24 protein-coding genes are annotated in these 24,036 nt (G+C 66.3%); 7 read left to right on the top strand and 17 right to left on the bottom strand.

The window, feature by feature from the left end:
- Positions 1-30: 30 nt before the first annotated feature.
- The 4 genes from U1H99_RS06510 to U1H99_RS06495 all read right to left on the bottom strand — a co-directional run bounded on the left by U1H99_RS06510 (position 31) and on the right by U1H99_RS06495 (position 3,799).
- Positions 31-1,287, bottom strand: coding sequence for an IscS subfamily cysteine desulfurase (locus U1H99_RS06510; protein ID WP_323140906.1), 1,257 nt, complete (start codon positions 1,285-1,287; stop codon positions 31-33).
- Positions 1,288-1,308: 21 nt separating this feature from the next.
- Entirely contained in the window at positions 1,309-1,791 is a 483-nt protein-coding gene (gene iscR / locus U1H99_RS06505) for a Fe-S cluster assembly transcriptional regulator IscR (RefSeq protein ID WP_323140905.1), read from the bottom strand.
- Between the two features lie 245 nt (positions 1,792-2,036).
- Positions 2,037-2,810: a PEP-CTERM sorting domain-containing protein gene (locus U1H99_RS06500; RefSeq protein ID WP_323140904.1), complete on the bottom strand. Its 774-nt coding sequence runs from the start codon at positions 2,808-2,810 to the stop codon at positions 2,037-2,039.
- A gap of 218 nt (positions 2,811-3,028) precedes the next feature.
- Entirely contained in the window at positions 3,029-3,799 is a 771-nt protein-coding gene (locus U1H99_RS06495) for a uracil-DNA glycosylase family protein (RefSeq protein ID WP_323140903.1), read from the bottom strand.
- A 166-nt stretch (positions 3,800-3,965) separates the two neighbouring features.
- On the opposite strand from U1H99_RS06495, the gene U1H99_RS06490 reads away from it, so the two are divergent.
- Positions 3,966-4,424 carry a CBS domain-containing protein gene (locus U1H99_RS06490; protein ID WP_323140902.1) on the top strand — a complete coding sequence of 153 codons (459 nt, stop codon included), beginning with the start codon at positions 3,966-3,968 and terminating at the stop codon, positions 4,422-4,424.
- Between the two features lie 85 nt (positions 4,425-4,509).
- On the opposite strand, the gene maiA is transcribed toward U1H99_RS06490, so the two are convergent.
- The gene (gene maiA, locus U1H99_RS06485; protein WP_323140901.1) at positions 4,510-5,154 is read right to left on the bottom strand and encodes a maleylacetoacetate isomerase; all 645 of its coding nucleotides are present in this window, start codon (positions 5,152-5,154) and stop codon (positions 4,510-4,512) included.
- A complete protein-coding gene (locus U1H99_RS06480) occupies positions 5,151-6,176 on the bottom strand; it encodes a fumarylacetoacetate hydrolase family protein (protein WP_323140900.1) in 1,026 nt (341 codons plus the stop codon). Before U1H99_RS06480 ends, maiA begins: the two co-directional genes overlap by 4 nt.
- A 275-nt stretch (positions 6,177-6,451) precedes the next feature.
- Between U1H99_RS06480 and U1H99_RS06475 the strand changes: the two genes are divergently transcribed.
- Together U1H99_RS06475 and U1H99_RS06470 are read left to right on the top strand one after the other, a co-directional pair.
- Complete coding sequence (locus U1H99_RS06475; RefSeq protein WP_323140899.1) at positions 6,452-7,018, top strand: gamma-glutamylcyclotransferase; 567 nt, start codon at positions 6,452-6,454, stop codon at positions 7,016-7,018.
- 119 nt (positions 7,019-7,137) lie between these two features.
- Positions 7,138-7,731, top strand: coding sequence for an ankyrin repeat domain-containing protein (locus U1H99_RS06470; protein WP_323140898.1), 594 nt, complete (start codon positions 7,138-7,140; stop codon positions 7,729-7,731).
- 26 nt (positions 7,732-7,757) lie between these two features.
- On the opposite strand, the gene U1H99_RS06465 is transcribed toward U1H99_RS06470, so the two are convergent.
- Positions 7,758-8,312: an RNA 2'-phosphotransferase gene (locus U1H99_RS06465; RefSeq protein WP_323140897.1), complete on the bottom strand. Its 555-nt coding sequence runs from the start codon at positions 8,310-8,312 to the stop codon at positions 7,758-7,760.
- Positions 8,313-8,407: 95 nt separating this feature from the next.
- Between U1H99_RS06465 and U1H99_RS06460 the strand changes: the two genes are divergently transcribed.
- Entirely contained in the window at positions 8,408-9,577 is a 1,170-nt protein-coding gene (locus tag U1H99_RS06460; RefSeq protein ID WP_323140896.1) for an acyltransferase family protein, read from the top strand.
- Here U1H99_RS06460 and U1H99_RS06455 read toward each other — a convergent pair.
- Together U1H99_RS06455 and U1H99_RS06450 are read right to left on the bottom strand one after the other, a co-directional pair.
- Positions 9,534-10,232 (bottom strand): PadR family transcriptional regulator, encoded by a 699-nt coding sequence (locus U1H99_RS06455; protein ID WP_323140895.1) that lies wholly within the window; start codon positions 10,230-10,232, stop codon positions 9,534-9,536. The genes U1H99_RS06460 and U1H99_RS06455 overlap by 44 nt on opposite strands.
- Before the next feature lie 91 nt (positions 10,233-10,323).
- Positions 10,324-10,887, bottom strand: a complete 564-nt coding sequence (locus tag U1H99_RS06450; RefSeq protein ID WP_323140894.1) for an AAA family ATPase — start codon at positions 10,885-10,887, stop codon at positions 10,324-10,326.
- Positions 10,888-11,056: 169 nt separating this feature from the next.
- On the opposite strand from U1H99_RS06450, the gene U1H99_RS06445 reads away from it, so the two are divergent.
- A complete protein-coding gene (locus U1H99_RS06445) occupies positions 11,057-11,629 on the top strand; it encodes a GNAT family N-acetyltransferase (protein ID WP_323140893.1) in 573 nt (190 codons plus the stop codon).
- Here the strand turns inward: U1H99_RS06445 and U1H99_RS06440 are convergent.
- From U1H99_RS06440 to U1H99_RS06410, 7 genes are all read right to left on the bottom strand, one after another.
- Positions 11,586-12,713, bottom strand: coding sequence for a PA0069 family radical SAM protein (locus tag U1H99_RS06440; RefSeq protein WP_323141221.1), 1,128 nt, complete (start codon positions 12,711-12,713; stop codon positions 11,586-11,588). The two genes, U1H99_RS06445 and U1H99_RS06440, sit on opposite strands and share 44 nt — an antisense overlap.
- A 187-nt stretch (positions 12,714-12,900) precedes the next feature.
- Positions 12,901-13,560, bottom strand: coding sequence for a tRNA-uridine aminocarboxypropyltransferase (locus U1H99_RS06435; RefSeq protein ID WP_323140892.1), 660 nt, complete (start codon positions 13,558-13,560; stop codon positions 12,901-12,903).
- 31 nt (positions 13,561-13,591) lie between these two features.
- Complete coding sequence (locus U1H99_RS06430; protein WP_323140891.1) at positions 13,592-14,215, bottom strand: NADPH-dependent FMN reductase; 624 nt, start codon at positions 14,213-14,215, stop codon at positions 13,592-13,594.
- Between the two features lie 62 nt (positions 14,216-14,277).
- On the bottom strand, positions 14,278-15,684 hold the full coding sequence (locus U1H99_RS06425) for an efflux transporter outer membrane subunit (RefSeq protein WP_323140890.1): 1,407 nt from the start codon (positions 15,682-15,684) through the stop codon (positions 14,278-14,280).
- Positions 15,681-16,772, bottom strand: coding sequence for an HlyD family secretion protein (locus tag U1H99_RS06420; RefSeq protein ID WP_323140889.1), 1,092 nt, complete (start codon positions 16,770-16,772; stop codon positions 15,681-15,683). The genes U1H99_RS06425 and U1H99_RS06420 overlap by 4 nt, the downstream gene beginning before the upstream one ends.
- Positions 16,773-16,806: 34 nt before the next feature.
- Positions 16,807-18,549, bottom strand: a complete 1,743-nt coding sequence (locus U1H99_RS06415) for an MFS transporter (RefSeq protein WP_323140888.1) — start codon at positions 18,547-18,549, stop codon at positions 16,807-16,809.
- Positions 18,546-18,977 (bottom strand): MarR family winged helix-turn-helix transcriptional regulator, encoded by a 432-nt coding sequence (locus U1H99_RS06410; protein WP_323140887.1) that lies wholly within the window; start codon positions 18,975-18,977, stop codon positions 18,546-18,548. Before U1H99_RS06410 ends, U1H99_RS06415 begins: the two co-directional genes overlap by 4 nt.
- Positions 18,978-19,221: 244 nt before the next feature.
- On the opposite strand from U1H99_RS06410, the gene U1H99_RS06405 reads away from it, so the two are divergent.
- Both U1H99_RS06405 and U1H99_RS06400 read left to right on the top strand, forming a co-directional pair.
- A complete protein-coding gene (locus U1H99_RS06405) occupies positions 19,222-20,433 on the top strand; it encodes a dienelactone hydrolase family protein (protein WP_323140886.1) in 1,212 nt (403 codons plus the stop codon).
- A gap of 140 nt (positions 20,434-20,573) precedes the next feature.
- Positions 20,574-21,803, top strand: a complete 1,230-nt coding sequence (locus U1H99_RS06400; RefSeq protein ID WP_323140885.1) for an esterase/lipase family protein — start codon at positions 20,574-20,576, stop codon at positions 21,801-21,803.
- A 94-nt stretch (positions 21,804-21,897) separates the two neighbouring features.
- Here the strand turns inward: U1H99_RS06400 and U1H99_RS06395 are convergent, their stop codons facing one another.
- On the bottom strand, positions 21,898-23,841 hold the full coding sequence (locus U1H99_RS06395; protein ID WP_323140884.1) for a hybrid sensor histidine kinase/response regulator: 1,944 nt from the start codon (positions 23,839-23,841) through the stop codon (positions 21,898-21,900).
- Positions 23,842-24,036 lie beyond the last annotated feature (195 nt).

The following is a 24,036-nucleotide window of genomic DNA, read 5'->3' as shown; positions in this document are numbered from 1 at the left end:
GGTGGTTCTCCTTGAATTCGTATGCGGTGATTAGTGTGCAGCCCATTGGATCGAATTCAGGTCGATCCCTTCCTTGTGCATGTCCCACAGCGGCGACAGCTCGCGCAGCTTGCCGACTTTCGACTTCAGCAGCTCGACCGCGAAGTCGATGTCTTCCTCGGTCGTGAAACGGCCGATGGTGAAGCGGATCGAGCTGTGCGCCAGTTCGTCGCTGCGGCCCAGGGCGCGCAGCACGTACGACGGTTCCAGCGAGGCCGAGGTGCAGGCCGAACCCGACGACACGGCGAGATCCTTGACCGCCATGATCAGCGACTCGCCTTCGACGAAGTTGAACGAGACGTTCAGGTTGTGCGGCACGCGGTTGTCCATGTCGCCGTTGATGTAGACCTCTTCGATCTCCATCAGGCCCTTGGCCAGGCGGTCGCGCAGCGCCTTGGTCTTTGCCAGTTCGGTGTCCATCTCTTCGCGGGCGATGCGGAAGGCTTCGCCCATGCCAACGATCTGGTGCGGTGCCAGCGTGCCCGAACGCAGGCCGCGCTCGTGGCCGCCGCCGTGCATCTGCGCTTCCAGGCGCACGCGCGGCTTGCGGCGCACGTACAGCGCGCCGATGCCCTTCGGACCGTAGGTCTTGTGCGCGCTGAAGCTCATCAGGTCGACTTTCAGCTCGGCCAGGTTGATGTGGACCTTGCCGGTGGCCTGGGCCGCGTCGCTATGGAAGATGATGCCTTTCGAGCGGCACAGTTCGCCGATTTCCTTGATCGGCTGGACCACGCCGATCTCGTTATTCACCAGCATCACCGAGACCAGGATGGTGTCCGGGCGCATCGCGGCTTCCAGCTGCTCGAGGGTGATCAGGCCGTTTTCCTGCGGCTCCAGGTAGGTCGCTTCGAAACCTTCGCGCTCGAGTTCGCGCACGGTGTCCAGCACGGCCTTGTGCTCGGTCTTGACGGTGATGAGGTGCTTGCCCTTCGACTGGTAGAAGTGGGCGGCACCCTTTATCGCCAGGTTGTTCGATTCGGTGGCGCCGGAGGTCCAGATGATCTCGCGCGGGTCGGCGCCGACCAGGGCCGCGACGTTGGCGCGCGCTTCCTCGACCGCCGCCTCGGCACTCCAGCCGTAGGCGTGGCTGCGCGATGCCGGATTGCCGAACTGCTCGCGCAGGAACGGAATCATCTTGTCGGCGACGCGTGGATCGATCGGCGTGGTGGCCGAATAGTCCATGTAGATCGGGAAATGAGGCGCAGTTACGAAGCTCTGCTCGATTTTTTTGTCCAAAGGCGCGTTCATCAGTTCACTCCAGTTTGCTCTTCAGTTTTGTCCGACGGCGGCGTGGCGGTGCATCACCACGACGTTCTGTTCTTTGTGTTCTTTCAGCTTTTGCTGTTCGACCAGGTCATGCAGGGTCACCGAATCGAGATAGTCCACCATCTTGGCGTTGAGCGTGGCCCACAGCTCGTGGGTCATGCAGCGCGTGCCGGCGGCGGCATCCGCGCCGTGGCAGTTTTCCTTGCCGCCGCACTGGGTCGCATCGAGCGGCTCGTCGACGGCGATGATGATGTCGGCCACGGTCACTTTTTCGGCACTGCGCGCCAGGCTGTAGCCGCCACCGGGACCGCGCACCGACTCGACGATCTCGTGCCGGCGCAGCTTGCCGAACAGCTGCTCCAGGTAGGACAGCGAAATGGCCTGGCGCTGGCTGATGCCCGACAGCGTGACCGGACCGTTGCCCTGGCGCAGGGCAAGATCGATCATCGCAGTTACAGCAAAACGGCCTTTGGTGGTCAGACGCATCACAACCCCGGTTTGGTTTCCATACAAGTGTTAAAATCTTGCTTCTCTTCAACCCCTCAGCTTGCAATGTCTTGTGGACATCGAGATAAAAACCTGATTAGTTGATTGATTTAGTCAAGTATAGCGCATTCGGCGGTGTTTGTCTTGGCGCGCCCAAAATGCAAAACGGCCCGATCCATGGCTGACCGGGCCGCATGCGCAGGGCGCGATACCCTACGCTTTACATCTGTTTACCACGGCAAATCTCAAGTGCGGCTGCGCGCACCCGCGGTACGGCGGCGCCGCGCCAGGCCCAGCATGCCGAGGCCGCCGGCCAGCATCCCCAGGCTGCCCGGTTCCGGCACCTCGGCCGCGGCGGCGCCGATCGAGAGATTGTCGACCACCACGTCATACCCGGTCCAGCCGTAGAAATAGCCCGGCACGTAGGTCGTGAAGGCGATCTCGTCGACGCTGGCCAGGACGTCGGCGAAGCTGCGGTCCGGCGGCAGGGCCGGCACGCCACCGGTTTCGGTATCGTCGATGCCGTAGCCGCCCCAGCCGCCCGGCAGCGCAGTCGACGCGGTATCGCCGATGGTCACCTCGAAATGCTGCCAGCCCATGCCGGCGCCGATCGTGCCCAGGTTGTACCAGACGCTGGTATAAGGCATGCCCTGGTAGGGATTGTCGTAATCGCGCAGCTCGACCACCAGGTTGCGCGTCACTTCCTGTCCGGTGCCCCAGTAGATGATCGAGTTGGCCAGGATGTCGATGCCGAGCGTGACCGAAGGCGAAGCGCCGTAGTTGCCGACGAAGGCCGGATTCGTGGTGTTCGACCAGGTCATGCCGAAGGTCTCCGGATTGATCGTGTGCAGCGCCGGCGAACCGTAGGACGAATCGATCCAGGCACCGGCTTCGCCGTCGTAGGCCGGCTGGTTGTCCCAGCCCTGCAAGCCATGCGAAAAGTCGACGGTCGTGCCTGCGTTGGCCGTCGTCAGGACGGACAGGAGAGTGAGTGCGAGCCCGGCAAATGCTGTCTTCATGTGTTCCTCGTGGATGGTGGATGGATGCGCAGGCTGCCCGTGGCGGCGACCGGCTTCCCCATGCTGCGAGGACGTGTACTTAGTGTCAATTAATCAAATGCACTAGATTTCACAAACTTGTCTGCGAATTATTACCGCATGTCTCAACTTGTAATTTGCACAACAATGTGGCGATTCTTGCCCAGACCCGGGGCGGCCGCGCACGGCAGGGGTGCGCTTCAATCCTTGCGCAGCAGCTGCATCGGACCGAACAGCCGGTGCATGCCTTCGTGGCCGATGAAGCTGAGGTTGTACGGGTGCTCGGCCTGGGTCTTCGGGAAGACCTCGCTTTCCGGCACTTTTTTCAGTTGCTCGGCGATCTTGCCCCACAAGACCAGGGTCGGCTTGTCGCGGCACCCGGCCAGGGCCGCGAACACCGCCTGCTGGAACGGCACCCAGGCGCGCGCATCGATTACCGGCGCCACGTGCTTGCGGAACACCAGCGAGGCATTCAGCAGCAGGAAACCCTGGCCGAGCAGCTTGTCCTGCAGTTCGGCCAGGGTCTGGATCGCGCCGCCCGCACGCGCCGCCCTGGCGATCGGCGCCAGCGCGGCGCCGCCGGTATCGTCGACCTGCAGGCTGCCGTCGGCCACCAGCAGCATCTTCATGAAGTTGCGCAGCGAGGTCGCGCGGTTGACCGGCTTCGACAGGCCGGTGTCCGACCACAGCTCGCCCACCGCCCCATCCATGAAGCAGACGCCGGTCGCGCTTTCCGGGCGCGGATACGGCCCCTCCCCCACCAGCACGTAGCGCACCCGGTCCAGCGGCAGCGAGAACGCGGCGAACAGGCGGCCGCCGGTCGGCAGGTAATCGTCGCCCGCCAGCGCCGGCAGGTAGTCGGGCGTGGCGCGCATCATGGCTTCCAGGCCGGCGGCCAGGTGCGGGCGCCAGGAGGCGTCGGCCAGTTGCAGGGCGTCGAGGATAACGGCGGGGACGGTGGACTCAGGCATGGCACAAAGCGTGGGCTGAAGGGAGCCAGATTATAGCCGAGCCGGCCGTTCGCAAGCCGCGCGCACGGCTTTTTTCGCCGGCTGTTCCGCACGTCAAGGTGGCGTCCGGATTTCGGGAATCGGCGCATGCTTTTGCCGGTTGAAACCTGCTGACAAGGAGAGCCAGATGCAAACCATTCAGGATGTGATGACCCGCGACGTGCAAAGCATCGCGCCGCAGGAAACCGTGCAGCGCGCGGCCCAGATGATGGATGAACTGAACGTCGGCGCGATTCCCGTGCTCGATGGCCGCAAGCTGGTCGGCATGATCACCGACCGCGACATCACGGTGCGCTCGACCGCCGCCGGCCAGGCCCCCGACCAGGCCCGCGTGGGCGACGTGATGAGCGTCGACGTGCGCACCTGCGCGCCGGACCAGAGCGTCGACGAGGTGCTGGACCAGATGGGCGACGTCCAGATCCGGCGCTTGCCGGTGCTGGACCGGCAATCGCAGGAAGTGATCGGTATCGTGTCGCTGGGCGACATGGCGGCCAAGCATTCGGCCGGGATCGACCATACGCTGGAGGAGATTTCGACGCCGGCGGAGCCGGACCGGTCGACCGTGGGGACCGAGACACGGCACTGATGTGAGCTGCCGCGCTGCGTGATTCCGTCGTCCCCGCGCCGCGGGGAGTCGTTTCCGGCAATGCCGGAAACGACAGTTCGTTGGCTTACTCGGCGTCCGGCTGGTTCGACGGATGCGCCGCGACGAACGCCGGCATCTCGCTGCACAGCGTGTTGATGCGCGCGATGTGCGGGTAGATCGACACGTCGATGCCGTGGCGCTGGGCGTTGTACACCTGGGGCACCAGGCAGCAGTCGGCGATGGTCGGGGTGTGGCCGTGGCACAGCGGGCCGGAACTCGGGTCGCGCGCCAGGTGGGTTTCCAGCACCTCGAGTCCGCTGACCAGCCAGTGACGGTACCACTCCTTCTTGACTTCCTCGCTTACCTTCAGCTCGTCCGTCAGGTAGCGCAGCACGCGCAGGTTGTTGACCGGGTGGATGTCGCAGGCGACGATCTGCGCCAGTTCGCGCACGCGCGCGCGGCCGGCGGCGTTCTTCGGCATCAGCGGCACTTTCGGATGCTCGTCCTCGATGTATTCGAGGATCGCCAGCGACTGCGTCAGCGTCAGGTAATCGTCCTGGAAGGCCGGCACCAGCCCGGCCGGGTTGATGGCGCGGTACTGCGCCTGCAACTGCTCGCCGCCGTCGCGCAGCAGGTGCACCGGGATCGCTTCGTACGCCAGTCCCTTCAGGTTCAGGGCGATGCGCACCCTGTAGGCGGCAGAGCTGCGGAAATACGTGTAAAGCCTCATTCTTTCCTCCCGTGATAGTGGGCGACCTCCTGGTCGATCGCCCCGAATATGCTCGTGCCGTCCGCGCCCGTCATCTCGATGCGGACCGTGTCGCCGAAACGCAGGTACGGCGTCTGCGGCGCGCCCTGCTCGATGGTTTCGTACATGCGCAGCTCGGCCAGGCAGCAATAACCGACACCGCCGTTGGCGATGCTCGAGCCATGCAGGCTGCCCTGCTTGTTGGATACCGTGCCCGAACCGATGATGCTGCCGGCCACCAGCTCGCGTGTTCTGGCCGCGTGCGCAATCAGCTGGGCGAAGCTGAACGTCATGTCGTCGCCCGCATTGGGGCGGCCGAAGGGTTCGCCGTTGAGCGTGACCTGCAGCGGCAGGCGCAATTTGCTGTCTTGCCAGGCATTGCCGAGCTCGTCCGGCGTGACTGCCACCGGCGAGAACGCACTGGCCGGTTTCGACTGGAAGAAGCCGAAGCCCTTTTCCAGCTCCTTCGGAATCAGGTTGCGCAGCGAGACGTCGTTGACCAGCATGACCAGGCGCACGGCGGCCGCGGCCTGCTCGAGCGTGGCACCCATCCGCACGTCGCCGGTGACGACCGCCACTTCGGCCTCGAGGTCGACGCCCCAGTCCTCGGACAGCACGGCGATCGGATCGCACGGCCCGGTAAAGGAATCGGAGCCGCCCTGGTACATCAGCGGATCGGTATAGAAGGACGGCGGCACCGTGGCGCCGCGCGCCTTGCGCACCAGCTCAACGTGGTTGATGTAGGCGGAGCCGTCGGCCCACTGGAAGGCGCGCGGCAATGGCGACGCGCATTCCTGCTCGATGAAGGAGGCAGCGTCGGGCGCGGCGCCGGCATTCAGCACTTCGTAGACGGCACGCAGCTGCGGCGCGACGCGCTCCCAGTCATCCAGCGCGGCCTGCAGGGTGGGCGCGATGTCGGGGACCGCCTGGCAAGTGACCAGGTCACGACTGACCACGACCAGCGTACCGTCGCGGCCGCCGGTCTTCAGGGTAGCGAGTTTCATGCTTTTCTTTCATAGTTGCAATTATTGCCGCCATTACAACTGAAAACGAACGTTCGTACAAACGGTTTTTTTGTACTGCGCACCCTGCGCCGGGAATTAGAACAATCCCTCAAAAATGCTGCCTCGGCCTGTGTCGCGTTGCACAAACGCTATTGAGCCAGACGATCGCCAGTTCCGACCGTGCGCTTGCGAACATTGCAAGCATGACCACCCATCCTGCATCGTCAACCGCCGCGCTAGAATGTGGCTATCTCACATCAACGCATGCAGGCACGATGTCTCACAACACCATCGCGATCAACCAGCGCATGGACCGGTTCGACGGCCACGACAGCGTCTGGCTGTTCGGCTACGGCTCCCTGATCTTCAAGGCCGACTTTCCCTTCCTCGAGCGGCGCCCGGCACACATCGGCGGCTGGACCCGGCGCTTCTGGCAGGGTTCGCACGATCACCGCGGCACGGAAACGGCACCGGGGCGCGTCGTCACCCTGGCGCCCGAGGACGGCGCCGTCTGCCACGGCATGGCCTACCTGGTCACGCCCGAGGAATTCGCCCACCTCGATTACCGCGAAAAGAACGGCTACCTGCGCCTGGCCACCGACATCCATTTCGAGGACGGCAGCGCGGCCCACGGCATCGTCTACATCGCCACCCATGAAAACGCGGCCTACCTCGGCCCCGCCAGCGAACGCGAGATCGCACGCCAGATCGCCGGCGCCCGCGGGCCGAGCGGGCCCAACAGCGAATACCTGCTGGAGCTGGCCAAGGCCTTGCGCGAGCTGGGCAAATTCGATCCGCACGTGTTTGAGATCGAGCGCCACCTGGCCGAGTTCCGGGGCTGAACCGGCCGCGCCGATGCGCGCAAGGCGGCCGAGCATCCTGCCGTGTGCGCGGACGGTGCGCCGTGCTTTGTGATCTAATTGGTATGACATTCAGCCAATATGCACCACAGGAGAGCACGATGCAGCAGCAGGACCAGCAACACGACCAGGCGCAGCCACAGGACCAGCCACAGGGTCAGCCACTGAGCGCACGCCCGGCCACGCCCAAGGATCTCGACGAGGATACCCTCGCCTTCGTGCGCAAGGTGTTCGGCCATGCCCGCGCCGGCGACGCGGAAGAGCTGGGCATGTACCTGGGCCACGGCCTGCCGCCCAACCTGCGCAACGAACGCGGCGACAGCCTGCTGATGCTGGCCTGCTACCACGGCCACCTCGACGCCGCGCGCGTACTGCTGGACCATGGCGCCGATCCGGAAGTCATGAACGATGCCGGCCAGACGCCGCTCGCCGGCGCCGCCTTCAAGGGCGACCTGCCGGTCGTCACCCTGCTGCTGGATCGCGGCGCGCAAGTCAACAATGCCGGCCCCAACGGCAAGACGGCGCTGATGTTCGCCGTCATGTTCAATCGCGTCGAGATCGCCCGCCTGATGCTGGCGCGCGGCGCCGATCCCTTCCACCGCGATGCCGACGGCAACTCGATGGCCGATGCCGCCCGCAAGATGGGCGCCGCGGATACCCTGGAATTGCTGGCGGCGGCGACCGGCGAGCGCTGATCCATGCCGGCGCCGGGTGCCGCTCATTACATCCCGCTCATCACCTCCAGATATCGCGGCAATACCGCCTCGGTCAGCCACACGCCGTTGTCCGAACGGTAGAACGCGAGGCCGTCCGCGCGCATGCGCCCCGTGTCGACGCGCAGGATGGCCGGAAAGCCGTGGCGCGCCCCGACCCGCCTGGCGGTGTCGATATCGGCCGACAGGTGGACGTGATGCCGCCCCGAGGCGCGCAACCCTTCGGCCAGGATCGATTTCAGGAAGCGGCTGGCGGTGCCGTGGTACAGCACTTGCGGCGGCTCGGCCTGGACCAGCGCCAGGTCGACCTGGATCGAATGGCCCTGGCTGGCGCGAATGCACGTGCGGTCGTCATTGAAGGCAAAGCGCTGCTTGTCGTTGTCGGCCACCACGCGCTCGAGCAGTGCCCGGTCGACCGCGTGGCCGGCGGCGGCAAGGCGCTCCAGCAGCGCGTCGACGCCGGTCCAGCCATGGGCATCGAGTGCCAGCCCGATGCTGTCCGGCCGGTGGCGCAAGACGTAACTCAACAATTTACTGGTGGCGACGACAGGATCGGCTGGCATGGCAGGCTGGGGTTTGTGGGATAAGCCGCCAGCATACGGCAATCGTGACAATGCCAGCGTTTTGCCCTGCCCGGCATCGGCTAGACTCGCGTCCCATGACGAATCACACCAACGCGGGCGGCCGTGCGCCCGGCCTCGACCTGCTGCGCGCCGGCGCCATCCTCACGGTCATGCTCTACCATCTGGCCAGCCACGGCTTTGCATTGGACGGGTTCGGACACCATGGCTGGCTGGGCGTGGACCTGTTTTTCGTGCTCAGCGGCTACTTGATCGGCTGGCAGGTCGTGCGCCGCTACGCGGACGGCAAACACCCCGACTGGCCGGCCTTCATGCTGAGTCGGGCCCTGCGCGTGCTGCCGGCCTACCTTGCGGTGCTCGGCCTGTACCTAACCGTGCCGGCATGGCGCGAAACCGAGCGCTTGCCGCCGCTGTGGCAGTTCTTGACGTTCACGGTCAACCTGTTTCCGGACTGGGATGCAGCCCGCGCCTATTCGCACGCATGGTCGCTGTGCGTCGAAGAACATTTTTATCTGCTGCTGCCGCCGGCGGCCATGCTGCTTGCGCGCCGTCCGGGGCCGCGCAAGATGCTTGCAGTTGCAGCACTGCTGGTGGTGGGCGGCATGCTGTCGCGCGACTGGACCTGGCAGCGCAGCGTGGCGCCGCATCTCGGCGCGGGCGGCGATCCGGGCCTGGCCATCAAGGGCTACGTCGAACGGATCTACGACCCGACCTGGCACCGGCTCGACGGCTTGCTGGCCGGCGTGCTGCTGGCAAGCGTGCGCGCCTTCCGCCCGGCATGGTGGAAGCACGTGCTGCGCCATGGGCCGCTAGTGCTGGTGCTTGGCGCGGCATGCATCGCCGCCGTGATCGCGATCGATCCGCTGGGCCGGACCGGCGCCGTCGTCCAGTTTCCGCTGGCGGCGCTCGGCTTCGCCGGCCTGGTCGCGGCAGTGCAGAGCCCACGGCTGCCGTTCGCCCGCGTGCGCTTGCCGGGATGCCGGCAAGCCGCCTTGCTGGCGTTCAGCCTCTACCTGACGCACAGGCAGGTGTATGCCTGGCTGGATGAGCGGCTCGACGGGATGGTGGCCGCGGCGCCGCTGACGGCTTTTGTCCTGTACAACCTGGCCGCGCTCGCGGTCGCCGCCCTGCTGTACTGGAGCGTCGAGCGGCCGGCGCTGCGGCTGCGCGACCGCCTGCTGGCGCAGCGCGCAGCGCGGACGCTTACTGCTGCGCCGCGGCCGGCACCGATTCGATCTCGGCCTTAGCGCGTGCCAGGATGGCGGCAATACGCTGCTGCTCTTCGGCCGGCGAATGGGCGCGTGCCTCGAGCGCATGCTTGAGCGCATGGCGCGCGTCGGCGAGTTCCGCGGTCCAGCGCTTGCCGCCGGCATCTTCCCCGCCTTCGGCCAGGGCGCTGCGCATCACGCGCATCTTTTCGGCGGCGGCGTCCAGCTTGGCCAGCAACCCGTCGACATGCTCGCGATTCGCCTCCAGGTGGGTCCGGCCGTCGTCCGACAGCGCATAGCGCTTGCGGTTGCCTTCGGCCTGGATGCTGACGTGGCCGCGGTCTTCCATGCAGCTCAGTGCCGGATACATCATGCCCGGGCTCGGTACATAGAAACCGCTGGAACGCTGTTCGAGCGCCTTGATCAGTTCGTAACCGTGGCTGGGCTGCTCGCCGATCAGGGCCAGCAACAGCAGCTGCAGGTCGTCCGACGACAATTTGCGTCCGCGCGGGCCGCCTTCGTCGAAGCCGAAACCGCCGCCGCGGCCGCCGCGCGGACCGGGGCCGTGGCCACGGGGACCGCGATGCGGACCGTCCGGGGCCGCGTGATACTCATGCTGGCCGTAATCGTGACCATGTTCGTGGCCATGATGTTCGTGATGATGATGCGGGTGATGATGGTCGTGACGTGGCATGACTTTTCCTTTTATATCGTAAGATACATCTTAAGATATAGATGAAGGTTGATAAAGTCAAGCGCCTGTCGCGCCATGGGTGCCTTTTCAGTCAGGCTGCACTGTCCTCCAGCACACGCCGCACCTGCGCCGCCCGCTGCTCGACACTGCCGCGCACCACGGTATGCGGAATGCCGCGCGCCTGCAGGTCCTCGATGACCAGCCGCTGGATGCGGCCGCGCCACGCCTCGTTCTCGCGCACGTCCTGTTCTTCATAAGGGATGTCGTCGGCGCAGACGAAGGTGTGCGCGTAGCGGGTGCGGCAATCGTCGGCGCAGCGCAGCAGCGCGGCCGGCGGCGGATCGCCGACCTGACGGAACTGGATGCCCAGCAATAAGGTGGTGAGTGCATTGGTATCGACGAACAGCCAGCGGCGCGCATGCGGCAAGGCGGCGTCTTCGGCCTGGCGGTGCTTGACGGCGATCTCGACATAGTCGTCGGCATCCAGCTTGCCCTGCTTTTCTTCCCAGATGAAGCGGCCGATCTCGGGAACGGACACGGTGCCGTAGGCGTGCGCCAAGTGTTCCGACAAGGTCGATTTGCCGGTCGACTCGGCGCCGACGAAGACCACGCGCTGCGCTTCCCCTGTTTCTGCTTGTTGTGCCTGCTCCACCATAGTGTTGTCCGAAGATGAAAACACGCATCCTAGCCGACGCTACAGGCACAGACAACTCGGCATTTACAGCTCAGCAATAATGCCGCGATACTTCACTGCACTGCTACAGCGCAGTGCTAGACTGGTGTGACCCCAACCATTGCCGGTGTCATGCCGGCAAGCCGCCACCATGACCGAACTGACCAGCGCCGGCTTCGTGCTCCGTCCCTACCTTGCCGACGACGCCACCGCCTTTGCCGCCGCGGTGCAGGAATCGATGGCGACGCTCGGTCCGTGGATGCCCTGGGCCGAGGCCGGCTTCGACGAAGCGCAGGCCCTGGCCTGGTTCGCCGCCTGCGACGCCGGCCGCGCGGACGGCAGCAGTCACGAGTTCGGCATCTTCCGCAATGGCATGTTCGTCGGCGGCGCCGGCCTGAATCAGCTCAATCCGGCGCACGCCCTGTGCAACCTCGGCTACTGGGTGCGCACCTCGGCACAGCGGCAAGGCGCCGCCTCCGCCGCGGTGATGGCGCTGGCGCACTACGCCTTTCGCGACCTGCACCAGTCGCGCGTGGAAATTGTCGTCGCCGAAGGCAACGATGCCAGCCTCGGCGTGGCGCGCAAGGCCGGTGCCGTCCACGAATGCCTGGCGCGCAACCGCCTGGTGCTGCACGGCGCGCCGGTGGCGGCCCACGTCTTTTCCCTCGTGCCGGGCGATCTCAGAACAGATCCATCTGCGCTGCCGCAGCCGCGGTCGGCTTGACCGTCGGCTTCGGCACCACCAGCGGACGCCGGAACTGCGAACCGTCCAGCTGGCTGAAGCGGCCGGTGTAGCCATCCATGCCGAGGCGCTTGATGGCCTTGGTGAAGCGCTGGCGGATCAGGTCGGCCCAGATGCCTTCGCCATGCATGCGCTTGGCGAAATCGCTGTCGTATTCCTTGCCGCCGCGGATGTCCTTGATGCGGTTCATCACGCGCTGGGCGCGGTCCGGGAAATGGGCGTGCAGCCATTGCTGGAACAGCGGGTTGACTTCCCAAGGCATGCGCAGGATCGTGTAATGGGCACCGACGGCGCCGGCGTCCTTGGCCGCTTCCAGGATGCGCTCGATTTCCGGTTCGGTGACGAAGGGGATGATCGGCGCCACGCTGACGCTGACCGGGATGCCGGCCTCGGTCAGCGTGCGGATCGCGCGCAGGCGGCGGGACGGCGCGGCCGCGCGCGGCTCGAGCGTGCGGGCGATTTCGCCGTCCAGCGTGGTGAGCGTGATGGCGGCGCAGGCCAGGCCCTTCTCGGCCATCGGCGCGATCAGGTCGATGTCGCGCTCGATCAGCGCCGACTTGGTGATCAGGCCGTAGGGGTGCTGGCATTCCTTCAGCACTTCCAGCACTTCACGCGTGATGCGGCGGTCCCGTTCGCACGGCTGATAGGCATCGGTGTTGACGCCGATCGCGATGTTGTGGGGCACGTAGCCGGGCCGCGCCAGTTCCTGGCGCAACAGGTCGGCCGCGTTCACCTTGGCGAAGATGCGGCTTTCGAAGTCCAGGCCCGGCGACAGGCCGAGGTAGCTGTGCGAGGGCCGCGCGAAGCAATAGATGCAGCCGTGCTCGCAGCCGCGGTAAGGGTTCAGCGACACGCCAAACGGAATGTCGGGCGAGTTGTTGCGGGTGAGGATGCTTTTTGCGAACTCCTCGCTGACCATGGTCCTGGGCGGCGCATCGTTGCCGGACGCAGGGGCGGCGCCGGGTACGCTCCAGCCGTCGTCGAAGCGCACGCGCGCATTGACTTCGTAGCGGCCCTGCATGTTGCTGACGGCGCCGCGCCCCTTGAAAGCGACAGTCTGGACCATCGGCCGGGCAAGGGTTTCCACTGCTGCTCCGGACCGGGCCGGCGACGGCCGGGACGGCATCTTCGGTGGCCTGACGGGCAACAGCGGCAACATCACTTGCCCTTCCATACGGCTCACGCTGGCTTTTTGACGATTCACGCGGCGCTCCTATAAATACTGTATGTTTATACAGTATAGTACGCCGATGTCATTCGTGGTTCAAGTGCCTTGTAACCTGTTGTATGCACGCCGCTTGTTGTTGCACAAACCCGTCGAACGCCGCCAGTAGAGGCCGGTAATAAATGGGGTTTTCTTCCAGTTGAGCAAGTGCATGGACGGCCGCCTCGAACGACGACAGCTGGTGCGGCGCATGCGCCTTGCGAATTCGATAAGCGCTCGGCGGCACCTCTTGCAAGGCCAGCCGCGGCAGGCGCTGCAGCGCCGGGTTCAGGTACAGCATCTTGCGGCTCTTGCGCCAGGTGGCGTCCAGCACGACCAGGCGCAGGCGCTCCGGATACCGCAAGGATTCGGATGGCAACGGGGGCGGCGGCGCGATGCCGAGCGAGGCGTCGCCGGGCGTGTCGGGATACAGCAGCAGCGGCGTGCGTCCGTCCGCATGCAGCAGCGTGTCCAATGCCTGCGCGGAAAAGGTTTCGCCGACCTCGAGCCGGCTGCCGGCCAGGCACAGGTGCAGCAGGCGCGCGCTGTTCTTGGCGTTGCGCACTTCGAGCGGATGTTGCAGGACCAGCAGTTCGACGCGGCTGGCGAGCGGCACGATCCATCGGCAGATGCAGGCGCTTTGCGCGCGCAGGCAGGCCGGGCAGGCAGCTCGGCGCGGCGAAGTAGATGGATGAGTGGGCAGGTTCATGGGCGGCGATTCTAGCGCCACCCGCAAAATATTACATGCTGCCGACGCGGCGACCGTGCGGCGGCGCCCCTTCCGGCTCATCCGCCGCCGACGCCACCGGCGTGCGCAACACCTTCAGCGCCTCGCTCCACTGCACCACTTGGTCGAGCATGGCATCGACCGCCTGCTCGTGATGCTCGCGCGGATTGAACTTGGTGTACTGTTCCCAATCGTCGTGCAGGGTCAGCATGGCCTGGGCGCGCACGTCGGCCACCATCAGCTCGCCCATCACCAGGCGCAGGTTCTCGATCGCGCGCGCGCCGCCGACGCTGCCGTAGCCGACGAAGCCGGCGGCCTTGTTGTTCCACTCCTTGAACAGGAAATCGATGGCGTTCTTCAGCGCGCCCGAAGTCGCGTGGTTGTACTCGGGCGTGACGAATACGAAGCCGTCGAACTCGGCGATGCGGGCGGCCCAGGCCAGCGTGTGCGGCTGCGAATACTGGCCCATCGAGGGCGGTACCGGTTCGTCCAGCAGCGGCAGGTTGAAATCCTGGATGTCGACCAGTTCGAACAGCGCGTCGCCGCGCAGGCCGGCGATGTCCAGCACCCAGTTGGCCACGTCCAGCGCCTTGCGGCCGGGGCGCGTGCTCCCGACGATGACTCCTATCTTGATCATATGCGTCTCCAGTATGCAGGATTGATAATTTTAATAAGCCGATAAAGCAATGGGCGCCCGATTCACGGCGACGCTGCCCAGCCGCCGCCGAGCGCCCGGTACAGGTCGACGTGCGCCGCCAGGTAACTGGCGCGCAGCTGCAGCACGTTGTTCTCGGCGGTGAAGGCATTGCGCTGCGCGTCCAGTTCTTCCAGATACGAGGAATACCCGTTGCGGTAGCGGTTGTGGGCGATGCGCAGCACCTCGGCGGTGGCGACGCGGCGCGCCTCTGCCTGCTCCAGCTGTTCGCGCAGGCGCTGCACCGCCGTCAGGGCATTCTCGGTCTCGGCCAAGGCGTTGCGCACCACCGATTCGTAGGCGAACACGGCGCGGTCGCGCAGCGAGGCCGAGATGTCGGCCTGGGCGCGCAGGCGACCGGCGTCGAAGATCGGTGCCAGGATGCTGCCCCCGACGCTCCACAGCGTGGTGCCGGCGCCCAGCAGGTCGGGCAGGTTGTGCGCGTAGGCGCCGACCGAGGCGGTCAGGCGCAGCGCCGGCAGCATCTGGTCGCGCGCCACCGCGAGGCTGGCGTCTAGCGCCGCGACCGCGCGTTCGGCCTGGGCGACGTCGGGGCGGCGCCGCAGCAGTTCGGATGGCAATCCCGGCTGGATCGCCGGCACGCGCAGGGCCGCGAAATCGCCCCCGCGCACGACCGCGCCGGGACTGGCACCGGCCAGCACGGCCAGCGCGTTTTCCTGCTGGGTGATGGAACGCTCCAGTTGCGGCACCACGGCCGCGGTGGTGCGGTATTCGGCTTCGGCCTGCGACAGTTCCAGGCGCGAGCTGTAGCCGACTTCGAACTGGCGCCGCGCCAGCTCGAGCGAGCGCACGCGCGACTGCAGCGTGGCGCGCGCCAGTGCCAGCTGGGCGTCGAGGCCGCGCAGGTTCAGGTAGCCCGACGCCGTGTTGGCCGCCACCGACAGCGCCACCGCGTCCGCCGCCGCCTGCTGCGACGCGTAGTCGAAGCGCGCCGCCTGGGTCGCGTTTTCCAGGCGCCCGAAGGGATCGAGTTCGTAGGCCGCCTGCACGTTGCCCTGCACCGAGGTCGATTCGATCGGCGTGCCGAGCGGCCCGATGGCGCGCGCGCGGCCCGGCGTGATGCCGGCAGTCAGGCTCGGCGCCTGGCTCGAGGCTGCCACGCGGATGCGCGCCTGGTATTCCTGCAGGCGTGAACGCGCGGTACGGATGTCGCCGTTATTCGCCAGCGCCTGCGCCACCAGCGCATCGAGCGCCGGGTCGCCGAAGGCGCGCCACCAGTTGGCTTCGACCGCCACGCCGGCGTTGGGGCCGACCTCGGCAGGCGCGCGCCAGGCCGGCGGCACGTTCAGCGTGGAGGCCGGCGGCGGCTGCACCGCGATCCGGCAGCCGCCCAGCGCCACCCCCACCAACACCACCAGCAGCGCCGGCGCATAGCGCAACGCCCCCTTCATCGGGCCTGTCCTTGCGCCGCTGCCGGCTGTACCCGCGTATCGATGCTGGGCACCACCGACATCCCCGGCCGCAAGCGCTGCGCCAGCGGCTGGTTCGGCTCGATGGCGATGCGCACCGGAATACGCTGGGCGATCTTGACGAAGTTGCCGGTGGCGTTATCGGGCTGGATGACGGAGAACTCGGAACCGGTGGCCGGAGCGATTTGCTCGACATGGCCGCGCAATCTGGCGTGGTTGAGCGCATCGACGGTGAAGGTGACCGGCTGGCCCAGGCGCACGTCGGCCATCTGCGTCTCCTTCATGTTGGCCACCACCCACATGGTCTGCGGCACCAGCGCCGTCAGCTGGGTGCCGGCATTGACAAAGGCGCCCAGGCGCACGCTGACCTGGCCCAGCTGGCCGTCGCGTGGCGCCAGGATGCGGGTATTGGCGAGGTCGATCTCGGCCAGCTTCACGGCCGCTTCGGCGTTGGCCACCGCCGCTTCCAGGGCGGCGCGGTTGACGTCGACGGTACGCAGGTTCTGGCGCGCGATCTCGAGCGCGGCGCGCGCCTGCTCGGTGGCCGCCACGGTCTGGGCGCTGGTGGCGCGGGCGGCGTCGCGTTCGCGCGCGGACAGCGAGCCGTCGGCCGCCAGTTCCTCGACCCGGCGCAGGTCGGCGCTGGCCCGCACCGCCTGGGCGGCGGCGTTCTGCACGGCGGCCTGGTTCTGGGCGATGGTGGCGCGCGCCGTGCCCTGGCTCTGGGCGAAGTTGCTGAGGGCCGCGCGCTGGGTCGCCAGCTGGGCGCGCGCCTGTTCCAGCCGCTGGTTGTAGATGCGGTCGTCGATGCGCATTAGGAGCTGGCCCTGGCGTACCGCCTGGAAATCCTGGACGTCCACTTCGACGACATAGCCGGACAGCTGGGGACTGATGATGGTGACCTGGCCGCGCACGGTGGCGTTCTCGGTGGTCTGCAGGGCACTGCGGAAAGGCGGCAGGTTCCAGGCATACAGCACGATCAGCACGCCTACCAGTGCGACCAGCGCGAACAGCACGCCGCTGACGATCACCTTGCGGCTGGATTTTTCTTGTACGGGAGTCTCGGCCATTATCGTTGTCAGTCAATATCAATATCAGCAGGGTTCAGCGCGGCGTCGGATCGGCTACCGGCTCGGGCGGCTTGCCGGCGGCAGTGGACACCGGCGAATCGGTGGCGCCATCGCGTGCCGACACCTGGGGCGCTGGCGCCGGCGCGGCGGGCACCGCCTTCGGCGCCACGTAGTCGATCCAGAGCGCGCGGCCGAAGATCCAGGCCGCGAGCAGGGTCGCCAGCACCGCGATCGCCAGGAACACGTCGTTGTAGGCCAGGATATTGGCTTCGCGCGTCTGGGTCTGGGTCAGCAGCGCGATGCCCTGGCGCGTGCGCGACGCCGGGTCGGTCAGCACGCGGCCGTAGGCGGCGCCATACTGCTGGATGCGCGCGGCCACCAGTGGATCGAGGCTGCTCAGCGCGTCGGCCAGCTGCGAGGAGTGGAATTTTTCGCGCGATATCTGCCAGGTGCCGAGTACCGAGGAGCCGAGCAGGCCGCCCAGGTTCTGGGTCAGGCCGAACAGCACCGAAAAGGTGATCAGGTTGCCGGGGTTGGTAATCACCGAGCCCATCAGCGTCAGCAGCAGCGGCCCCAGGAACATCACGCCGCCAAAGGCGAGCAGGCCCTGGCTGACGTACATCTCCTCGGGGCGCGTCACGCTGGTGGCGTGCGAATCGATCCACGCGCCGCCGGCCATGATCAGGAGCGCCACCACCTGCGGCGCCATCAAGCGCGCCGGATTGAAAGTCAGCGCCGAGAACACGATACCGGCGATGGTACTCAGCAGCACCACCGCGAACAGGGACGTCAGCTGGTCGTTGTTCAGGCCCACCAGGCGCAGGAAGCCGACCGCGCCCACGCTCTGCTCGGACAGCACCACGCGCACCAGCACCATGGCGATGAACACGCGCGCGATCATGCCGTTGGTCAGCCACCGCAGGTTGAGCAGGGGATTCTTGCGGTTGTGCTCGACGGCGATCGAGGCCACGATCAGCACGATCGCCGCCGCCAGCGCCACGCCGACCCAGGGTGCCGAGGTCCACCACAGCACGCGCCCGAAAGTGAGCGCGGCGCACAGCAGCGCCATGCCCGGCGCGAACAGCGCGAAGGTGACGAAGTCGGTCGGGCGGAAGGCCTTGAAGCGGTCGCCCGGCGGCAGCTTGAGCCACAGCACCGCGCCCAGCGTGACCAGGGTCAGGCCCAGCTCGAACAGGTACAGGCCGCGCCATTCGGCCAGCGCCAGCAGGCGGCTCGAGAACAGGTAGGCGATCGGCTGCGCCAGCTGCGAGACGCCGGTCGAGATGATGATGCCGCGCGGCCGCCACGCCTTGGTAAAGGCTTGCAGCGTGTAGTACAGGCCGAGCGTGGACAGCGCCGCCCCGACCATGCCGTGGGCGGCGCGCACCGCGATCGCCGAGCCGAGGTCGTTGACGAACAGGTGGGCGAAGGTCACCAGCGCGTACAGCATCAGGAAGGCTTCGGTAAACGCGCGCAGGCCGAACTGCTGGCGGAATTTCACCAGCAGCAGGTTCATCGACACGTTGGTCATGACGTAGGCGGCCGGCAGCCAGTTGACCTCGGTCGAGAATGCGCCCAGCGTGCCCTGCAGGTTGACCAGGTTGACCGTCACCAGCGCGTTGCCGAGGCCGCCGGTCAGGGTGACCAGGGTGCCGACCAGGAAGAAGGCCAGGCGGCGCGGGTTCGAATGGGCGGGGAAGGACGGGCCACCCGGCATGGTCGGGCGTTCGTCGGGATGCCACTCGCGTGGAGCGTATTTGTCAACGTTGTCGCTCATGCGCCTTCCAGGACCTGTTGCAGCTCTTCCAGTACCTCGGATGCCATTGCCATGCGGGCGGCATCGATGCGCGCCGCGATCGACTGGCGCAGCAGCGCTGCCTGCTCGCCGACCTTGGCCGCCAGCGCCCTGCCCTCCCCGGTGAGCACCACCAGCTTGACGCGGCGGTCGTGCGGGCTCGGCATGCGCTCGGCCAGCCCGCCAGCCACCAGGCGGTCGATGGTGGCGACCAGGGTCGCGCCGTCCACGCCCAGCTGCTCGGCGAGTTGCCGCTGCGATGGCGCGGTCGCGGCCCCCGCCACCGCGGACACCGCATTCCATCCTGCCGGCGTGATGCCGCAGGACTTCAGGTAGCGCTCGAGGGCGGCGCGCCAGGCGCGTGCGCCACCTTGCAGCGCCTGCGTGAAGCGTTCGTCGACAGGAACCATGGGTCATCCAATCGTTAGCTGTACGGATTATCTGCCTCTTCTGGCAAATGTGGCCACACGCGTAGATTTAATTCGAGAATTGGTTAATCGGATATTGCTCTGAAAAATCACAGTGCTTAGAATCAATTTATTCCGCTAAGCAATCAGTTCCCTCCGGGATATTTTCAGAGGGGCCTGTCGACACTGAGGTTCCAGAGTTTCCATGTTTAGAGCACGTCCTTCTGTTCGCAAACTTACGTCCGCATTGATTGTCTGCCTGGGGATGCTGCCGGGCCTGGCCATCGAGCAGGAGCTGCAACTCGACTATCGGATCAACGAACACATCGTGCTGATCCCGGCTGGCAAGAATCATCAGGCACGCCTGGAAACGACGGTGTTCCAGCCGAATGGACAGGGTCCCTTCCCGCTGATCATCATCAACCACGGCAAGGACCCGGGCCATCCGAACATGCAGCCGCGCGACCGCTTCTATCACATGGCGCACGCCTTCGTGGAGCGCGGCTACGCCGTGATGGTGCCGATGCGCCAGGGCTTCGCCAACTCGACCGGGCGCTACCAGGACCACGGCTGCGACATGACGGCCAACGGCTACGCCCAGGCCGAGGACATCCAGGACACCCTCGACTTTGCCCGCAGCCAGAAGTGGATCGACGCCGACCGCATGGTGGTGGCCGGCCAGTCCTATGGCGGCCTGGCGACGATGGCGCTCGGTACCCAGGACCTGCAGGGCGTACGCGGCCTGATCAATTTTGCCGGCGGCCTGCGCGACGACAGCAACGGCTGCGGCTGGCGCTCGTCGCTGGTGGCGGCGTTTGCCGAGTACGGCTCCCAGAACAAGCTGCCGAGCCTGTGGATGTACGGCCAGAACGACTCCCTGTTCGGCCCGGACCTGGTGGCGCGCATGCACGACGCCTTCGAGCAGGCCGGCGGCCGCGCCCAGCTGGTCGAATACGCGCCCTTCAAGCGCGATTCGCACGGCATGCTGGCCAGCCGCGACGGCGAAAAAGTCTGGCTGAAGGACACCATGGCCTTCCTAGACAAGGTCGGCATGCCGACCCAGGTCCTGTACAAGGTGCCGGAACCGCCGGTGCCGCAGCCGACCAATTTTGCCACCATCGAGAATGTCGAAGCGGTTCCTTTCCTGAGCGAAAACGGCAAGCGTGCCTACCAGGAATACCTGACCAAGATGACGCCGCGCGCCTTCGCCATCTCGCCCACCGGCGGCTGGTGCTGGGCCGAGGAAGGCGAAGACCCGGAAGCGCGTGCGCTGGCGGCCTGCTCGGCCAAGAGCGACCAGCCGTGCCGCCTGTATTCGGTGGACCAGCACGTCGTGTGGAATCCGGACCTGGCCGAGAAGGCGGCCGTGACCGCCTCGAACACGCCGGCGCCGGCGCCGGCAGTGACCGGTGGCGGTGGCAGCCCCTCGCTGGGCGGAACGGTGGCGCTGACGAATTGAGGCGCGCTTCAGTGGCGTGGCGCAAATGGTGCGCAGCAACATTTTTTAGCCCGCCACCTGCCGGCTTCAAGAGCTAGCACAAACCCGGTGCCAGATACCAAACCGACAATGTGATGTCCTTTCCATCGCTGGAGACTCACATGCTGCGCCCGGTACTGCGTGCATTGCCGCGCTTGTTGTCCTCTTCGCTGGTCTCGTGCGTGCTGGCGCTCGGCGCCCTGCTGCCGGCCGTACCCGCCCTCGCCGCCAACAATTACCCCGTGGTGCTGGTCCACGGCTTTCTCGGCTTCGGGCCGGACAGCTATCCCGGCAGCGGTTTCCTGTATTGGGGCGGCTACAACAACATCGCCGCCCACATGCAGCTGTACCACGGCCCGCACGCGGTGTACGCGGCCGGCGTCGCCGCCATCGGTTCCAACTGGGATGACGCGGCCGAGCTGTATGCCCAGATCAAGGGCGGCTGCACCGACTACGGCGCCATCCACGTGGCGCGCTACGGCTACCCCGGCCAACCGCAAAAGCCGCCGGACAAGTGCTGGGCCGCCGATCCGAAGAACAACCCGAACGACTACCCGCTCGCGCTCTACCCGCAATGGGATGCCGCGCACCCGCTCCACCTCATCGGCCACAGCCAGGGCGGCACCACCATCCGCGCCCTGATCCAGCTGCTCGAGCACGGCTCCCCCTACGGCGACGAAGGCGGCAGCGAGCTGTACAAGGGCGGCAACCTCGGCTGGGTGCGCAGCGTGGTGACGCTGTCGACGCCACACAACGGCACCACGCTGCGCGACGCCGTGCTCGACATCCTGCCGCAACTGCGCAGCCCGCTGCGCGACTACCTCGACAGCAAGCTGACCTCCTGGGAACTGTCGCCGGACGGCGCACGCGAATTCAACCGCTGGGCCCTGACCTCGCCCGGCGTGTATTATTTTTCCGTGGGTACGGTGGCCACCGAGCGCGGCGCCTGGTGCTGCAACGGCACCGACCGCACTGTGGCGCCGATCCAGAGCAGCAATTTCCAGTACCCGCGCGCCGACATGTTCCAGTACTACAAATACTTTGCGGGGGAATGGATCGTGCCCTCGCTGGCCCAGCGCGGCATCGGCTCGTACACCCAGTCGGCCACCGACCGGGTGCGCATCGACAGCGAATGGTTCGCCAACGACGGCGTGGTCAACACGATCAGCATGCGCGCGCCGAACGGACAGCCGGTGCGCGACTACGACGGCACGGCGGTGCGCGGCAGCTGGAACTTCCTCGGCAACCAGCGCGGCTTCGACCATTTCGATATCCTGAACTGGCCGAACGGCGGGCCGTCGGCGGACCCGGTCTACGAGCGCATCAGCGACATCATTTTCGGACTGGAATGATCACATTGTGTAGGGTGGACGGGTTTCCCGTCCACGCGTTCAGGCGGCGCATGCGTACGATGAACGCGCGGACGGCGGAGCCGTCCACCCTACATTACATGGCGGAACGTAGGGTACGCGCCAGATCCGACAAGCGATACGGCTTGTTGACGAACGCAAACTCGCTCAAGTCCTTGCCGTGCCGCTGCTTCAGCGCCGGCAGCGGGTAGCCGGACGCCAGCATGATCTTGGTCTTGGGATAGTGCTCGCGCGTATAGCTGGCCAGCTCGATGCCGTTCATTCCATTCGGCATGACGACGTCGGTGAACAGGATGTCGACATCCTGGCGCTCGAGCAGGTCGATCGCCTCGCGGCCGCTGGCGGCTGTCACCACGTCGTAGCCCATGCTGGTGAACAGCGAGGCGGCGACGTCCATCAGGTCGGGTTCGTCCTCGACGATCAGCACGCGCTCGGTATGGGCGTCCTCACCCTCGGCCGCGGTCTCGACCACGGCCGGCAGGTAGATCGAGATCGCGGTGCCTTCGCCCGGGCGGCTGGCGATGACGACATCGCCGCCGGACTGCTTGATGAAACCGTACACCTGCGACAGCCCCAAACCGGTGCCCTTGCCGACTTCCTTGGTCGTGAAGAAGGGTTCGAAGGCGCGCGCCACCACCTCGGGCGGCATGCCGGTGCCGGTATCGCGCACCGTCACTTTCACGTACTCGCCCGGCGCCAGGGCCGCCGTTTCCGGCGTGGCGCCATCCGCCGCGACGCTCGCGTTGGCGGTGGCAATGGCGAGGCGTCCGCCCTCGGGCATGGCGTCGCGCGCATTCACGACCAGGTTCAGCAGCGCCGATTCGAAGCGCGCACTGTCGATCACGGCGCTGTGCTCCTTGGGGTCGAGCTCGATGACGAACTCGATGTTCGGATTGACGGCGCGCCGCAGCACGGTCTCGAAGCCGTGGATGATGCGGTTCAGGTTGCGCGTTTCCGCCTGCAGCGGCTGCTGGCGCGCGAAGGCCAGCAACTGCTGGGTCAGGCGGGCTCCGCGGTCGATCGCGCGGCGCATGCTTTCCAGGGTGCGCACGTCGGCGCCGCTCGGGCTGCCGTCCCTGCCGTCCTTGCGCTGCATCGACAGCACTTCCAGACCGCTCGACAGCACCGACAGCAGGTTGTTGAAGTCATGCGCCACGCCGCCGGTGAGCTGGCCGATCGATTCCATCTTCTGGGCCTGGAACAGTGCCACGTTGGCGGCTTCCAGCGCCTCGGCCGCCTTTTTCTTTTCGGTGAGGTCGCGCGTGATCTTGGCAAAGCCGACCAGCCTGCCCCCGTCGTCGTGGATCGCGTCGATGATCACGTGAGCCCAGAAGCGTGAGCCATCCTTGCGCACGCGCCAGCCCTCCGCCTCGAAGCGGCCGGTCCCGGCCGCCGTCGACAGCGCCCGCACCGGCACGCCGGCGATCCGGTCTTCCTCGGTATAGAAATGCGAGAAATGATTGCCGACGATCTCGCTCTCGCTATAGCCCTTGATCCGCTCCGCGCCGGAATTCCAGTTGGTGACCACGCCTTCCGGCGACAGCATGTACAGGGCGTAATCGGTCACTCCCTGCACCAGCAGGCGGAAGCGCTGTTCGCTCTCACGCAATGCCTCTTCCGCCTGCTTGCGCTCGGTGACGTCGCGCGTCACCTTGGCGAAGCCCAGCAGCGTGCCTTCCTCGTTGTAGATCGGGTCGATCACGACGTGGGCCCAGAAGCGCGAACCGTCCTTGCGCACGCGCCAGCCTTCGGCTTCGCACTTGCCCTGCGCGAGCGCGGTCTCGAGGGCGCGCCTGGGCAGGTCGGTTGCCCGGTCTTCAGGGGTGTAGAAACGCGAGAAATGCTGGCCGAGGATCTCCTCCGCCAGATAACCCTTGAAGCGGTTGGCGCCGGCATTCCAGCTGCTGACATGCCCGCTCGGATCGAGCATGTAGATGGCGTAATCCCTGATTCCGGAGATCAGGTATTGGTAACGCCGCTCTTCCGGAAAGGATTTCTTGGGCTGGGTCTGGTCATTCATGGCGTACTGCGGTTCTTGTTACAGTGACAATATTTATACAAATCGAGCGCATGATACACCTGCACCAACCGCGCCGGGCGTCCGCTGCGGCTTGTCGAACTCGTCGAGATGCTCATAAACAGTTGCGGCAAGGGCTGCGACTTCATTGGTACAAGCCAGATTATCATAAAAACAAGACTAGGCCCGTTCGGCTTG

Origin of the sequence: Massilia phyllosphaerae (genome assembly GCF_034659755.1) — a bacterium.
Classification (GTDB): domain Bacteria; phylum Pseudomonadota; class Gammaproteobacteria; order Burkholderiales; family Burkholderiaceae_D; genus Telluria; species Telluria phyllosphaerae.
The sequence above is the reverse complement of the archived record's forward strand: the minus strand, read 5'-3'. Positions and strand labels throughout refer to the sequence as shown.

Excerpts from the sequence above, each read along its gene's own strand:
- U1H99_RS06495 (WP_323140903.1), bottom strand. The coding sequence starts at position 3,799 with ATGCCTGAGTCCACCGTCCCCGCCGTTATCCTCGACGCCCTGCAACTG.
- U1H99_RS06455 (WP_323140895.1), bottom strand. The coding sequence starts at position 10,232 with ATGCCACGTCACGACCATCATCACCCGCATCATCATCACGAACATCAT.
- U1H99_RS06420 (WP_323140889.1), bottom strand. The coding sequence starts at position 16,772 with ATGGCCGAGACTCCCGTACAAGAAAAATCCAGCCGCAAGGTGATCGTC.
- U1H99_RS06470 (WP_323140898.1), top strand. The coding sequence starts at position 7,138 with ATGCAGCAGCAGGACCAGCAACACGACCAGGCGCAGCCACAGGACCAG.
- U1H99_RS06465 (WP_323140897.1), bottom strand. The coding sequence starts at position 8,312 with ATGCCAGCCGATCCTGTCGTCGCCACCAGTAAATTGTTGAGTTACGTC.
- U1H99_RS06475 (WP_323140899.1), top strand. The coding sequence starts at position 6,452 with ATGTCTCACAACACCATCGCGATCAACCAGCGCATGGACCGGTTCGAC.
- U1H99_RS06490 (WP_323140902.1), top strand. The coding sequence starts at position 3,966 with ATGCAAACCATTCAGGATGTGATGACCCGCGACGTGCAAAGCATCGCG.
- U1H99_RS06460 (WP_323140896.1), top strand. The coding sequence starts at position 8,408 with ATGACGAATCACACCAACGCGGGCGGCCGTGCGCCCGGCCTCGACCTG.
- U1H99_RS06415 (WP_323140888.1), bottom strand. The coding sequence starts at position 18,549 with ATGAGCGACAACGTTGACAAATACGCTCCACGCGAGTGGCATCCCGAC.
- U1H99_RS06425 (WP_323140890.1), bottom strand. The coding sequence starts at position 15,684 with ATGAAGGGGGCGTTGCGCTATGCGCCGGCGCTGCTGGTGGTGTTGGTG.
- U1H99_RS06500 (WP_323140904.1), bottom strand. The coding sequence starts at position 2,810 with ATGAAGACAGCATTTGCCGGGCTCGCACTCACTCTCCTGTCCGTCCTG.
- U1H99_RS06430 (WP_323140891.1), bottom strand. The coding sequence starts at position 14,215 with ATGATCAAGATAGGAGTCATCGTCGGGAGCACGCGCCCCGGCCGCAAG.
- U1H99_RS06445 (WP_323140893.1), top strand. The coding sequence starts at position 11,057 with ATGACCGAACTGACCAGCGCCGGCTTCGTGCTCCGTCCCTACCTTGCC.
- U1H99_RS06480 (WP_323140900.1), bottom strand. The coding sequence starts at position 6,176 with ATGAAACTCGCTACCCTGAAGACCGGCGGCCGCGACGGTACGCTGGTC.
- U1H99_RS06440 (WP_323141221.1), bottom strand. The coding sequence starts at position 12,713 with ATGGTCCAGACTGTCGCTTTCAAGGGGCGCGGCGCCGTCAGCAACATG.
- maiA (WP_323140901.1), bottom strand. The coding sequence starts at position 5,154 with ATGAGGCTTTACACGTATTTCCGCAGCTCTGCCGCCTACAGGGTGCGC.
- U1H99_RS06400 (WP_323140885.1), top strand. The coding sequence starts at position 20,574 with ATGCTGCGCCCGGTACTGCGTGCATTGCCGCGCTTGTTGTCCTCTTCG.
- U1H99_RS06395 (WP_323140884.1), bottom strand. The coding sequence starts at position 23,841 with ATGAATGACCAGACCCAGCCCAAGAAATCCTTTCCGGAAGAGCGGCGT.
- U1H99_RS06510 (WP_323140906.1), bottom strand. The coding sequence starts at position 1,287 with ATGAACGCGCCTTTGGACAAAAAAATCGAGCAGAGCTTCGTAACTGCG.
- iscR (WP_323140905.1), bottom strand. The coding sequence starts at position 1,791 with ATGCGTCTGACCACCAAAGGCCGTTTTGCTGTAACTGCGATGATCGAT.
- U1H99_RS06450 (WP_323140894.1), bottom strand. The coding sequence starts at position 10,887 with ATGGTGGAGCAGGCACAACAAGCAGAAACAGGGGAAGCGCAGCGCGTG.
- U1H99_RS06435 (WP_323140892.1), bottom strand. The coding sequence starts at position 13,560 with ATGAACCTGCCCACTCATCCATCTACTTCGCCGCGCCGAGCTGCCTGC.
- U1H99_RS06410 (WP_323140887.1), bottom strand. The coding sequence starts at position 18,977 with ATGGTTCCTGTCGACGAACGCTTCACGCAGGCGCTGCAAGGTGGCGCA.